This is a genomic window from Pandoraea faecigallinarum, from assembly GCF_001029105.3.
Classification (GTDB): domain Bacteria; phylum Pseudomonadota; class Gammaproteobacteria; order Burkholderiales; family Burkholderiaceae; genus Pandoraea; species Pandoraea faecigallinarum.
Map to the genome: position 1 here is coordinate 3,193,111 of NZ_CP011807.3, position 12,720 is coordinate 3,205,830.

Consider the following 12,720-nt stretch of genomic DNA (forward strand, 5'->3'; position numbering starts at 1 on the left):
CCGCCCGGCGTGAGCAACGGCAACGCTCGTGTTCGGACACCACACGCCGTCGCATGCGCACTCTTGCCGTTACCGGCGGCGCACACGCACGCGATGCTCATGCCGACGCACGCGCGCCGGGCGCCTCACGTCGCGCGTCACGCGTCACGCGCGCGAGCCGGCTTCGTTCGCCAGGCACTTCATCAACGTGTTCACCGCCGCGCGCTTGAGCGCCGATTGACGCACCAGCACGCCAAGCTCACGTGTGAGCGGCGCGCCTGCCAGCGGCAGCAGCTGGACATCGATGGCGCTGCGCGCTCTTGAGACTTTGGGTGCTTTGGGTGCTTTGGGTGCTTGGGACGATGACGCCTTCGCGTCCACCGGCAAGCCAATGAGCGTGGCCGGCACGATGGACCACCCGAGCCCCGCGCGCACCATGCGCAGGATGACTTCCGGTTCGTCCAGTTCCACGCCCTCGCGTACCCAAATCCGGTGCCGACGCAGATACCGTTCGACGAGATCGCCGCCGTACGAACGCCGGTTGTAACGCACGAACGGCAGCGCCGCCGCCCAGTCGGGCACCTCGCCGCGCGTGCCCTTCGGGGCGATTGCGACGTAAGGTTCGTGCATGAGGGGGAGCCATTTCATGTCGGCAGGCACCCCGATACGCGGACGAATCATGACGGCCAGATCGAGTTCCCTGGCGTCGAGTTGCGCGAGCAACTGCACCGACATGCCCGGCACGATGTTCAGATGCGGCATCGCCCCGAGCGCGGTCCATCGCCGTATGGCCCCCGGCAGCAAGCCCAGCTGAACGGTCAGGATCGCGCCGACGTGAATGGGGGCGAGCGCCGCCTGCTGACCGGACGCGCCGGCTTCGCCACGCATCGCGTGATAGTCCGCGATGACACCCTGCGCCTGGGCGAGCAGACGGCGTCCGTCGTCGGACAAGGACACGGCGCGTCCCGTACGTTCGAACAACTGAACGCCCAGGTCGTCTTCCAGGCGCTGGATCTGCGCACTCACGGCTGACTGTGTGAGGCCCAGACGCGCACCCGCCGCGGAGAACGAGGCGGTTTCGGCAGCCGTGACGAAGGTTTTCAGGTAGCGGATCATTTATCGAAAATTTCGTTGCTGAGGTCTCGAATTATTCGTTTCTTATTACTTTTATCGATGGATAGAATTTACACCGAATCCACGCCTTCACCGGCACACGGAACATCGATCGACCTCACCGGACACCGCAGACTGCCATGACCACACCGCTTTTCCATCTCGCCTTTCCCGTTCACGATCTCGCCGCGGCGCGCCAGTTCTACGGCGGCGTGATGGGCTGCGCCGAAGGCCGCAGTTCGGACCACTGGATCGACTTCGATTTCTTCGGTCACCAACTGGTTGCCCATCTGTCGCCGGACGAGGCGGGCAAGCGCATTACGAACCCAGTCGACGGCGACGACGTTCCGGTCCCGCATTTCGGCGTTATCCTTGACATGCCCGCGTGGCATGCACTGGCCGACCGGCTGCGCGCTGCGGGCACCCGTTTCGTGATCGAGCCGCATATCCGTTTCGCCGGTCAGGTGGGCGAGCAGGCGACACTGTTCTTCTACGATCCGTCGGGCAACGCACTGGAGTTCAAGGCGTTTGCCGACATGTCGCAGGTCTTCGCGAAATCATTTGTCTCACATCAGCCAAGAGTTTCCTCATGAGTCAATTCGTTATCCCGGCCCCGCCTCAGGCGTCGGTTGCCGTCGCCGGCAGCGACGCCCGTTTTCCCGTGCGCCGCGTGTTCTGCGTTGGCCGTAACTACGCCGCGCATGCCCGCGAGATGGGCAGCAATCCGGACCGCGAACCGCCGTTCTTCTTCATGAAGCCGGCCGACGCCGTCGTCCCCGCCGAAGGCACCCTCCCTTACCCGCCGCTCACGAGCGAGTTGCATCACGAGATCGAACTGGTCGTCGCTATCGGCGCCGCCGGCGAGAACGTGGACGCGGGCGACGCGCTGTCGCTCGTATGGGGGTATGGCGTGGGCGTGGACCTGACGCGCCGCGACTTGCAACAGCAGGCCAAGGACACGCGCCGTCCGTGGGATTGGGGCAAGGCATTCGACGCATCGGCGCCGTGCGGTGCGCTGCACGCCGTGGCACAAATCGGTCATCCGGGCGAGGGCCGCGTGTGGCTCGATGTGAACGGTGAGAACCGCCAGACGGGCGATCTCAACGAACTGATCTGGCCGGTGCCCGATCTGATCGCCGAGATCTCGCGCAGCGTAAGGCTCGCGCCCGGCGATCTGATCTTCACCGGCACGCCGGCCGGCGTCGGCCCGCTCGAACCGGGCGATAAAGTGAGCGCGGGCGTGGCCGGTGTCGGCGAGATCGCCTTTACCGTCGGCACGAAACCGGCGGCCTGACGGCAGCGCCCGACGGCCGATGCCTGATCGAGGGCGACGTCTTCGGAACGTCGCCTTGGTCGCCTTGGTTGTCTTCGTCGCCTTCGTTGTTTTCGTTATCTTCGTTGTCTTCGTCGCCTTCGCTGTGCGACGACCCTTTCAGCCGACAGCAAGGATATCCACAGCAACTGTTGATAACCCTTTGCATAAGTCCCCATCCCTGCGGGGCAATCGCCCGCCGGTATTGACTGTCGAGTGCGTTGCCTAAATTGCCGTCATTCCGGCCGCCATGCACGCGGCAGGTGCCCGGCCCAACGACCAATCGTCGTCTCGCCCCATCTCGTCACCTCGTCCCTCCAATCGCCGCATCGCCCCATCGCTGCATCGCCCCGGCGCGGCTTGGTAACGGTTGCGGCACGCCCGCACCCGCCGCTTTCATTCCTGAAACGTTTTTCGCTGCGAGGCGCAGGCGCCCCCGTTTCAACGGGTGAACTTCGTTTTCGATTCAATGGGTTGCAAGCGTTGGCACGCTTCTCGCATCAGGAAAGAGGCAAGCCGTCCGCCCCCGGAGAAGTCTCTTCGCCAGGCCGACTGCCTCGGGAATCAAGCCATGCACGCCACATGGCCCCGGCACGCCCGATGCCTATCCCCTTGCCGGGAGCGCTTCGGAGAGCGGACGGATTTGCACCAGCGAGCGCGCATGAAGTGGGCAAGCGATGCGCTTCGAAAGACAGGAATCGTTCGGGGAGAGGATCATGCAAATGCGCCGCACCGGGCCTTGCGCCCTAAGTCCCTGCGTCAGGTCGCTCGCACCGGCGAGTCCGGCCAAGTCGGCCCGTCGACATCCGCGCGAGCGGTGCGCCAGTTGGCGGCACCGTCGGCACGATGCCATCGGCGAGCGCCGCCATGTCGCGCCCGGGCGGGCATTGCGCTGAAGTCCGCGCCCGTCTGGCGAGCTCAACGCTGGATAACCGAGCGCCCGGACACACCGCTCAACTGTCCTGTGCCCACGCTTTCGCGGCACGTACCGCGCGCTGCCAGCCGTTCACCGCACGACCGACGTCGCTCTCCGGGAGCTTGCGCGAAAAGCGCCGCTGCAACTGCCACTGGCGTTGCAACGTATCGATATCCGGCCAATACCCAACTGCCAGTCCCGCGAGATACGCCGCACCCGCAGCGGTCGTCTCGATCACATTGGGACGCACGACGTCGGCGCCCAGCAAGTCGGCCTGCCATTGCATCAGCAGATCGTTGGCCGCGGCGCCACCGTCCACGCGCAACTCCGAGACACGCAGACCGGCGTCGGCCTCCATGGCGCGTAACACGTCGAGCGTCTGGAAGGCGATGCTGTCGAGGGCCGCGCGCGCCACGTGCGCGGCGGTTGTGCCCCGCGTCGCTCCGAACAGCGTGCCGCGGGCGTGCGGCTGCCAATGCGGCGCCCCCAGTCCGGCGAACGCGGGCACGAGCACAACGCCATCGGCGTCCGGCACGCTCGTGGCGAGGGCTTCGACGTCGCGCGAATGGCGAATGATGCCCAACCCGTCGCGCAGCCATTGCACCACCGCACCACCGATGAAAATACTGCCTTCGAGTGCGTAATCGACTCGATTGCCGATTTTCCATGCGACCGTCGTCAGCAGGTTGTGGCTCGACGCCTGCGGCTTGTGGCCGGTGTTCATCACCATGAAGCAGCCGGTCCCGTACGTGTTCTTGACCATGCCCGGCGCGAGGCACATCTGCCCGAAGAGCGCCGCCTGCTGATCGCCCGCGATGCCTGCGATCGGCACTGGCGCCGAGAACAGCGGTGTCGCCGTGTATCCGTAAACCTCGCTCGATGAGCGCACCTGCGGCAACATGCTGCGCGGCACGTCGAGCAGCGCGAGCAGTTCGTCGTCCCATTCGAGCGAATGGATGTTGAAGAGCATGGTGCGCGATGCGTTCGACACGTCCGTTACGTGCAACTTGCCGCCCGTGAGATGCCACACGAGCCAGCTGTCGACGGTGCCGAACGCGAGATGCCCCGCTTCGGCCGCTTCGCGTGCACCGTCGACATGATCGAGAATCCAGCGGATCTTGCTGCCCGAAAAATACGAGTCGATGCGAAGCCCCGTGCGCGTGGCGACCAGCGCCTCGTTACCTTGCGCGCGAAGCTGCTCGCAAAATTCCGCCGTGCGGCGATCCTGCCAGACGATGGCGTTGTAGACCGGCTCGCCAGTGCGGCGATCCCAGACGATGGTCGTCTCTCGCTGATTCGTGATGCCGATGGCCGCGATGTCGATACCGCCAGCGCCGGCGTGCGTCAGCGCTTCGGCGGCCACGCCGGCCTGCGTTGCCCATATTTCGCGGGGATCGTGCTCGACCCAGCCGGGATGCGGGTAGATCTGACGGAACTCCTTCTGCGCAGTCGATACCACATGGCCGCCCCGGTCGAACAGCAGGGCTCGCGAGCTGGTCGTGCCCTGATCGAATGCGAGGATGTACGCGCCTCCTGACATTGCCTTCGTCTCCTTGGGGCGTTATGCCCTTTATCCCCTTTATGCCCTTATGTCCTCATGGCCTTATGGCCTTACGGCCTTACGGCCTTACGGCCTTACGGCCTTACGGCCTTACGGCCCTTTGAACCGATGGCCTGACGTGTCGATGCCGCCTCGACGAGCCACGCGCCTCAGGCGGCCATTTCCAGATGTTGCGCGAACCACTGCGCCACCGCGGTCTCACCTTCCTCGCCAACGTGCAGCCCCAGTTTCGTCCGGCGCCACAGCACGTCCTGCGCGCAGCGCGCCCATTCGTACTGCACCAGATACCGCAGCTCGGCCTCGTACAGGTCGCCGCAGATCCGCTGACCAAGACCGTCGAGCGAGTTCGCATCTCCCACCAGCACGTGCGTGCGCGTGCCGTAAGTACGCGCGTAGCGTTGCGCCAGCGCGGGCGGCAGCCACGGCATCTGTGCGCGCAGCGCGGTCTCGAAAACGCCAGCGTCCGGCTCGGCCATGTCGCCGCCCGGCAATGGCGCACCGGCGGTCCAGTCGCCGTGCGTGAAGCCCAGCGCGCTATGGAGCTGCGACATCGCTTCTTCCGCGAGACGGCGGTACGTCGTGATCTTGCCGCCGAACACCGACAGCAGCGGCGCGCGAGTCCCCGGGGCGTCGAGTTCGAGCTTGTAATCGCGCGTGACGGCCGAGGGATTCGAGACGTCCTCTTCCATCAGCGGCCGCACGCCCGCGTACGTCCACACGACGTCGCTCGCTGCAATCGGCCTGGTGAAGTATTCGCTGGCCGACTTGCAGAGATACGCGATTTCGTCGTCGTTGATCGCCACCTTCGCCGGGTCGCCAAGGTATTCGATGTCGGTCGTGCCGATGAGCGTGAACTCGCGTTCGTAAGGGATCGCGAAGATGATGCGTTTGTCGGGGTTCTGGAAGATGTAAGCGTGATCGTGATCGAACAGCTTGCGCGTGACGATGTGGCTGCCCTTCACGTTGCGGATGCGATGCGTGGCGTTCTGGCGCAGCACGTCGCCCAGCAGGTGGCCGACCCACGGCCCCGCCGCATTGACGATGGCGCGTGCGCGCACCGTCTGACGCTCGCCCGCCGTCGTTTCGAGTTGCGCCGTCCAGGAGTGCTCGCCACGCTCGGCACCGGCCAGACGCGTGCGCGTGAGGATCGTTGCGCCACGCTCGGCGGCATCCTGCGCGTTGAGCACGACCAGACGCGCATCCTGCACCCAGCCGTCGGAATAGACGAAACCCCTGACCAGATCACGCCGCAGCGGCGCCCCCGCCGGATGCTGACGCAGATCGATGCCGAGCGACCCGGGCAGGATTTCGCGTCGCGCGAGGTGATCGTAGAGAAACAGACCGGCGCGGATCAGCCACGCGGGACGCAGATTCGGCACGTGCGGCATGACGAAACGCAGCGGCCACATGATGTGCGGCGCGGCACGCAGCAGGACTTCGCGCTCCTGCAACGCTTTGCGCACCAGCCCGAACTCGTAGTATTCGAGATAGCGCAGACCGCCGTGAATCAACTTGGTACTGGCCGACGACGTGTGCGAAGCCAGATCGTCCTGCTCGACGAGCAGCACCCGCAGTCCGCGACCGGCCGCGTCGCGCGCGATCCCCGTCCCGTTGATGCCACCGCCCACGACGAGCAGGTCATAAGGGGCCGAAGGCGCGCTCGGCCCCGAAGCGGCCGGTGCGTTGGCCGAAAGCGATTGAGCGGATGTCTGCACGTCGTTACTCCCAGCGATGGGACGTCAAATCAGGAAAAGTCGCCAATGTTCGAAAATATTCGGCAATGTTCGATTTCGGCCTAATATGTTCGCTTGCATGTTCGTTTTCGAACATCGATATTCGAATTCTAACAGATCACGCGACATGAGTTTCGAATTCGCACATCCCCCGCATGTCAGTCCGCCACGTGCACCAGCGTGCCGGCTTCGGCGATCACGGCCTGCATGGCGGCGGGCACGGGACGGTCGGTGAAGAGCGCGTCGACCTGTGACAAATGCCCCAACCGCACCAGCGCCGGACGCCCGAACTTGCTGTGATCGGCGGCCAGAAACACGGTGCGGGACTGCGCGATGATGGCTTCGGCCACCCGCACCTCGCGGTAGTCGAAGTCGCGCAACGTGCCGTCGGCGTCGATGGCGGAAATGCCGACGATGCCGAAGTCGACCTTGAACTGGCGGATGAAGTCGAGGGTCGCCTCGCCGGTGACGCCCTGATCGCGGGCGCGCACCACACCGCCGGTAATGATGACTTCGGCGTCGGCGTAACTGCTCATCATCGCGGCAACGTGCAGATTGTTCGTGATGACGCGAAGGCCACGGTGACGCGACAGCGCCCGTGCCACCGCTTCGGTTGTGGTCCCCAGGTTGATGAACAGGGAGGCGTGATCGGGAATCTGCTCGGCCAGACGCAGCGCGATGCGGCGCTTTTCATCGGCCAGTTGGGTCTGGCGGGCATCGTAGGCGTCGTTCTCGGCACCGCCGGGCAGGCCGACACCGCCGTGGTAGCGCCGCACCCACTTGCGCTCGGCTAGGAAATTGATGTCGCGCCGGATCGTTTGCGGCGTGACGTCGAAGCGCGCGGCCAACTCGTCGACGGTCAGAAAGCCGTCCCGGCGAACGGCGTCGAAGAGCGACTGCTGGCGCACGTTGAGCGAAGCCTGACCGGTATCCCCGGACGTATTGCGGCTTTCCTCGGGGCTTTCCGGGCCTTCGGTGACATCGACAGATTCGGCGGATTCGGTTTGGGGCATCGGCACGCACGCGGGTAAAAGCCATCGCGCGGCCCGGGCGGCCGCACTTTCGCCGTCATGATACCCCGCCGTTGTGCGACACTGCCGTGACACGAGATTGACGGCCGTCACCCTCGAGAAATGGCGGCGAACGCGCTATCCGGGCACGCGCGGGCGCATGCTCAGAGACACTGTCGCACAGCGTCGGCCAGCGATTGCGGGCCGGTCGAGCCGAGGTAAAGCGAGCCTTCGCTGCCCGGTTTGCCGGGGGCAAGGTCGAGGATGGCGAGAATGCCGTCGTCTTTCGAGGAGAGTTCGAGCGTCTGGCCGGTGCCCGCCTGCACCCGCTGAAGACGTGCATACGGAAGTTGCTTCTTCCACAGGCGTGCCGTGCAGGCGCTCACCCGCACGAGCGTCTTCTTCGACGATCCCTGCCAGACGGCGCCGTTGTTGCGCGCGTCGTCGATGGTGTCGCGATAGGCGGGCAACGTCTCGACTTTTACGTTTTCCGGTGCAACGTCCGCAACGCTGCCCACAGGGGGATCGTCAGGCGATGACGCTACGGGTGCGGTCTGCGCGCATCCGGCGAGCCATACCGCCAACGTCAGGCATGTAACGGCTGTCACCCGCGCAACACCGCGCTGCGCCGCGCGCACCGTGTCGGAATTCGTGTTGATGCCCCGGTCCATGGCCCCCGCTCCACACTGGCAAATCGTTGTCGCATGCATCCGCCCGGCATCGTCCTGTGCCAACTGTGCCAACGCCGACAGGCGTGCCGCGGATGTCATGCGGGTATCTGGTTGAGGCGCAACGTATCAGACGGCCCCGGGAATGTCTTGATGCATCCATGCCGGACCGCCACGCGCGCCGAATCGTTCGTTGATGTTCGCCGGCCTGCGCTCGCGCCCGCCCGCGCACGTCCTGCGCACGATGTGCCGCACGCCGTGCCGCCTGTCGGGCGGCGCACTGCCAGTTGGCGCTCATCTTACTCGTGTTATTCATAGCATGGCAATTCGTGCAATGCGCGCCGGCCCGAATCGCGTATATTGCTGGTTTCTGTCACACTGCGCCGCACGCGCCTCGCGTCCCACCCAACTGCGAGCCAGCGTGCGCCCCGCTCGCCGGGATGCGGACTCACCATCCCTCCGGTACGCCATAAGCGATAACAACACGCGGAACGAATTTCGACACGTGGCGCACGTGAATCCTGCCAACCCGTATCACTTTTTTGCGACTGTCCCGATTTCCATGTCCAGCAATGCGCAAGCCCCGATCATCGTCATCGCCCCCGATTCGTTCAAAGGTTCGCTGAGTGCGCCGGAAGTGGCGCAGGCCATCGCGTCAGGTATTGCGCGCGTGTTGCCGCAGGCCGACCTGCGCCTGCGCCCGATGGCCGATGGCGGCGAAGGCACGCTCGACGCCCTGCTCTCCGCAGGCGGACGCCGGGTGCCACTCTCGGTGCGCGGCGCCGGCAAGGCATCGGTCATGGCCGAATACGGGGTCATGCCCGACGGCACGGGCGTGCTCGAAAGTGCCAATGTCGTGAGCATCACGGACCCGGTCGGCATGCAGACGCCGGTGGCCGAGCGCTCGACGGTGGGTCTCGGCGAGCTGCTGCGCGCGCTGCTCGATACGGGGGCGCGCCGGGTGCTGATCGGCCTGGGCGGCAGCAGCACGAACGATGGCGGCGCCGGGTTGCTCGTCGGTCTCGGCGCACGGCTGCTGGACGACACCGGAGCAGAAGTGCAACCGGTGCCGGCCGCGCTGCATCGCGTGGCGTCGATCGATCTGAACGGACTCGACGCACGCCTGAAGGATTGCGAACTGGTGGCGATGTCCGACGTGAACAATCCACTGAATGGCACGCAAGGCGCCACCGCGATCTTCGGGCCGCAGAAGGGCGTGAGCGAAGCCCAGGTCGAACCGCTCGACCGCGCCATCGCCCATTTCGCCGGTCATGCGCACCGCGCGTTCAACGCCAGCGAAGCCGCGAGCCGTGCGGGCGCGGGAGCTGCGGGCGGTCTGGGCTTCGCCCTGCATCTGCTGGGGGCGCAGTTCCGCTCGGGTGCGGAAGTCGTGGCCGAGCGCGTGGGCCTGCCGCAAGCGGTCGATGGCGCCGACTGGCTCATCACCGGCGAAGGCCGAAGCGATGGTCAGACGTTATCGGGCAAAACTCCGATGATCGCCGCGCAGGTCGCCATCAAGGGGGGCGCTACGGCCTCCCTGCTCTCGGGTGCGATCGACCGCGGCGCACTGGAAAGCCTCTCGCGTGTCTTCTCGGGATGCTTTTCGCTCACGTTCGGCCCGACCACGCTCGAAAAAGCCATCGCCGACGCCGCCGGACTTCTCGCGGACAGCGCCGAACAGATGGCTCGCCTGCGTTATACGCACAAGGGCTGAACGATTCGCCGGCGCGCGCGCTGACGCCTCACACCATCAAATCGACGAACTGATGGACGGGCATCGCTTCCAGCCGTTGCCGGTCCAGTGCCGCGTCGAGAATCCTGGCCTGGGCGCGTGGCGCGAAGCGACGCGCGAGGTTCGCCCTGAACTTCTCCACCAGCAGCGGGATACCCTCGTCGCGGCGCCGCCTGTGACCGATCGGATATTCGACGAGCACCTCGTCGAGCGCCGTGCCGTCGTGTAACGTGACGCTCAGGCCGTTGGCAATCGAGCGCTTGCCGGGGTCGTGATAGTCGCGAGTGAACTGCGGATCTTCGTCGCAGACGATATTCTTGCGCAGGGCATCGATGCGTGGGTCGGCCGCCACGTCGTCCTCGTAGTCGGCCGCCGTCAGGCGGCCGAAAAGCAGCGGCACCGCCACCATGTACTGAATGCAGTGATCGCGATCCGCCGGATTGGCGAGCGGCCCATGCTTGTCGATGATGCGAATCGCCGCCGCGTGCGTGCGAATCCTCACCGACCGGATGTCCTGCGCACTGCGCCCCATCGCCTGCAACCGGCGATGCAACGTCATGGCGGCTTCGGCTGCCGTCTGTGCGTGAAACTCCGCCGGGAAAGCAATCTTGAACAGCACGTTCTCCATCACGTACGCCCCGTAAGGCCGCTGGAAGGCGAACGGCTTGCCCTTGAACAGCACGTCGTAAAAGCCCCACGCCTTCGCCGTGAGGACCGACGGATACCCCATCTCTCCAGTACGCGCCATGAGTGCGAGCCGCACGGCGCGGCTCGTTGCATCGCCCGCGGCCCACGACTTCCGGCTGCCCGTGTTCGGCGCATGCCGATAGGTGCGCAGACTCTGCCCGTCGACGAACGCCAGCGAGAGCGCATTGACGAGTTCGTCGCGCGACAGACCGAGCATCTCGCCGACCACCGCCGTCGATGCCACTTTGACCAGGATCACGTGGTCGAGTCCGACCTGATTGAACGAATTCTCCAGCGCCAGACATCCCTGAATCTCGTGCGCCTTGATCATGGCGGCGAGCACGTGACGCATCGTCAGCGGCGGCTGCCCCTGCGCCACCGCCGTGCGCGAGAGCCAGTCGGCCGTCATCAGAATGCCGCCGAGGTTATCGGACGGATGGCCCCATTCGGCGGCCAGCCAGGTGTCGTTGAAGTCGAGCCAGCGAATCATCGCGCCCAGGCTGAACGCGGCCTGCACGGGGTCGAGCTGATACGGCGTGCCAGGCACCTTCGCCCCGTTCGGAACGACGGTGCCCGGCACAATGGGGCCGAGCAGCTTGGTACAGGCGGGATACGCCAGCGCTTCGAAACCGCACCCGAGCGTGTCGATCAGGCAGTAGCGTGCAGTATCGAAGGCGATATCGCTGCGGATCTCATAGGTCAGAACGTAGTCGGCAATATCGGTGAGGACCTTGTCGGGCGAGGGACGCACGTTCGAGCGATTCGAGTGGCCTGCGGACATCGGCGACCTCCTGCAAGGTGGATCGGTTGACGTTTCAGAAGGCGTCTCCCGGAATGCGGACCCAGCCTTCCATCAGCACGCGGGCGCTGCGGCTCATGATGGCTTTGGTGACCGTCCACTCGCCGCCGGCTTCCTGCGCCTGCGCGCCAACGCGAAGCGTGCCCGACGGGTGACCGAAGCGCACGGTGTTGCGCGCACCGCCCCCGGCCGCCAGATTCACGAGCGTGCCCGGAATCGATGCTGCCGCACCAATACACACGGCCGCCGTGCCCATCATCGCATGATGCAGCTTGCCCATCGACAAGGCACGGACCAGCAGATCGACGTCGCCGGCTTCGACGGCCTTGCCGCTCGATGCCGTGTACGCCGCCGGTTTCGCGACGAAGGCGACCTTCGGGGTGTGCTGACGCGTCGCCGCCTCGGACACCTCCTTGATGAGTCCCATGCGAATCGCGCCGTGCGCACGGATCGTCTCGAACATCGCCAGCGCCTTGGGGTCGCCGTTGATGGCGTCCTGCAACTCCGTGCCCTTGTAGCCGATATCCTCGGCGTTGAGGAAAATCGTCGGAATGCCGGCGTTGATGAGCGTCGCCTTGAACGTGCCGACCCCCGGGACTTCGAGGTCGTCGATCAGATGACCGGTCGGGAACATGGCGCCGCCGTCACCGTCTTCCTCGGCGGCCGGATCGAGGAATTCGAGTTGCACTTCGGCGGCCGGAAACGTCACGCCGTCGAGTTCGAAGTCCCCCGTCTCCTGCACGGCGCCGTCCGTCATCGGCACGTGCGCGATGATGGTCTTGCCGATATTGGCTTGCCAGATCCGCACGACGGCCACGCCATCGCGCGGCACGCGCGCCGGATCCACCAGCCCGGCGCCGATGGCGAACGGACCGACGGCGGCGGACAGATTGCCGCAGTTGCCGCTCCAGTCCACGAACTTCTGGTCGATGGACACTTGCCCGAACAGATAGTCCACATCGTGTTCCGGGCGCTCGCTCTTCGCGACGATGACCGTCTTGCTCGTGCTCGACGTGGCGCCGCCCATGCCGTCGATCTGCTTGCCGTATGGGTCCGGGCTGCCGATCACACGCATGAGCAGCGCGTCGCGCGCGGCGCCCGGCATGCGGGCGGCCTCGGGCAGGTCCTGCAAGCGGAAGAACACGCCCTTGCTCGTGCCGCCACGCATATAGGTGGCGGGAATGCGAATTTGTGGCCGATGCGCCATCAC

At 65.7% G+C, this 12,720-nt stretch carries 10 protein-coding genes; 3 read left to right on the plus strand and 7 right to left on the minus strand.

The features are described from left to right. Positions 1–144: 144 nt before the first annotated feature. Complete coding sequence (locus tag AB870_RS13890; protein ID WP_047905161.1) at positions 145–1,095, minus strand: LysR family transcriptional regulator; 951 nt, start codon at positions 1,093–1,095, stop codon at positions 145–147. A 137-nt stretch (positions 1,096–1,232) separates the two neighbouring features. On the opposite strand from AB870_RS13890, the gene AB870_RS13895 reads away from it, so the two are divergent. Further along, positions 1,233–1,685, plus strand: a complete 453-nt coding sequence (locus AB870_RS13895) for a VOC family protein (RefSeq protein ID WP_047905162.1) — start codon at positions 1,233–1,235, stop codon at positions 1,683–1,685. After that, positions 1,682–2,386: a fumarylacetoacetate hydrolase family protein gene (locus tag AB870_RS13900; RefSeq protein WP_047905163.1), complete on the plus strand. Its 705-nt coding sequence runs from the start codon at positions 1,682–1,684 to the stop codon at positions 2,384–2,386. The genes AB870_RS13895 and AB870_RS13900 overlap by 4 nt, the downstream gene beginning before the upstream one ends. Positions 2,387–3,357: 971 nt before the next feature. Here the strand turns inward: AB870_RS13900 and glpK are convergent. The 4 genes from glpK to AB870_RS13920 all read right to left on the minus strand — a co-directional run bounded on the left by glpK (position 3,358) and on the right by AB870_RS13920 (position 8,295). Next, positions 3,358–4,860, minus strand: coding sequence for a glycerol kinase GlpK (gene glpK / locus AB870_RS13905; RefSeq protein ID WP_047905164.1), 1,503 nt, complete (start codon positions 4,858–4,860; stop codon positions 3,358–3,360). Between the two features lie 170 nt (positions 4,861–5,030). Beyond that, positions 5,031–6,518, minus strand: coding sequence for a glycerol-3-phosphate dehydrogenase (gene glpD, locus AB870_RS13910; protein WP_047908201.1), 1,488 nt, complete (start codon positions 6,516–6,518; stop codon positions 5,031–5,033). A gap of 254 nt (positions 6,519–6,772) precedes the next feature. Next, positions 6,773–7,627: a DeoR/GlpR family DNA-binding transcription regulator gene (locus AB870_RS13915; protein WP_157112326.1), complete on the minus strand. Its 855-nt coding sequence runs from the start codon at positions 7,625–7,627 to the stop codon at positions 6,773–6,775. 161 nt (positions 7,628–7,788) lie between these two features. After that, a complete protein-coding gene (locus AB870_RS13920) occupies positions 7,789–8,295 on the minus strand; it encodes a hypothetical protein (RefSeq protein ID WP_047905165.1) in 507 nt (168 codons plus the stop codon). 559 nt (positions 8,296–8,854) lie between these two features. Between AB870_RS13920 and AB870_RS13925 the strand changes: the two genes are divergently transcribed. Then, the gene (locus AB870_RS13925; RefSeq protein ID WP_047905166.1) at positions 8,855–10,006 is read left to right on the plus strand and encodes a glycerate kinase; all 1,152 of its coding nucleotides are present in this window, start codon (positions 8,855–8,857) and stop codon (positions 10,004–10,006) included. Positions 10,007–10,034: 28 nt separating this feature from the next. Here AB870_RS13925 and AB870_RS13930 read toward each other — a convergent pair whose 3' ends face one another. Then, on the minus strand, positions 10,035–11,492 hold the full coding sequence (locus AB870_RS13930) for a bifunctional 2-methylcitrate dehydratase/aconitate hydratase (protein WP_047905167.1): 1,458 nt from the start codon (positions 11,490–11,492) through the stop codon (positions 10,035–10,037). A gap of 34 nt (positions 11,493–11,526) precedes the next feature. Beyond that, positions 11,527–12,717 (minus strand): 2-methylaconitate cis-trans isomerase PrpF, encoded by a 1,191-nt coding sequence (prpF, locus tag AB870_RS13935; RefSeq protein WP_047905168.1) that lies wholly within the window; start codon positions 12,715–12,717, stop codon positions 11,527–11,529. Positions 12,718–12,720: the final 3 nt, after the last annotated feature.

Bases quoted from the DNA above. Each gene is read 5' to 3' on its own strand.
- prpF (WP_047905168.1), bottom strand. From the start codon at position 12,717: ATGGCGCATCGGCCACAAATTCGCATTCCCGCCACCTATATGCGTGGC.
- AB870_RS13890 (WP_047905161.1), bottom strand. From the start codon at position 1,095: ATGATCCGCTACCTGAAAACCTTCGTCACGGCTGCCGAAACCGCCTCG.
- AB870_RS13920 (WP_047905165.1), bottom strand. From the start codon at position 8,295: ATGGACCGGGGCATCAACACGAATTCCGACACGGTGCGCGCGGCGCAG.
- AB870_RS13895 (WP_047905162.1), top strand. From the start codon at position 1,233: ATGACCACACCGCTTTTCCATCTCGCCTTTCCCGTTCACGATCTCGCC.
- glpK (WP_047905164.1), bottom strand. From the start codon at position 4,860: ATGTCAGGAGGCGCGTACATCCTCGCATTCGATCAGGGCACGACCAGC.
- AB870_RS13915 (WP_157112326.1), bottom strand. From the start codon at position 7,627: ATGCCCCAAACCGAATCCGCCGAATCTGTCGATGTCACCGAAGGCCCG.
- AB870_RS13930 (WP_047905167.1), bottom strand. From the start codon at position 11,492: ATGTCCGCAGGCCACTCGAATCGCTCGAACGTGCGTCCCTCGCCCGAC.
- AB870_RS13925 (WP_047905166.1), top strand. From the start codon at position 8,855: ATGTCCAGCAATGCGCAAGCCCCGATCATCGTCATCGCCCCCGATTCG.
- AB870_RS13900 (WP_047905163.1), top strand. From the start codon at position 1,682: ATGAGTCAATTCGTTATCCCGGCCCCGCCTCAGGCGTCGGTTGCCGTC.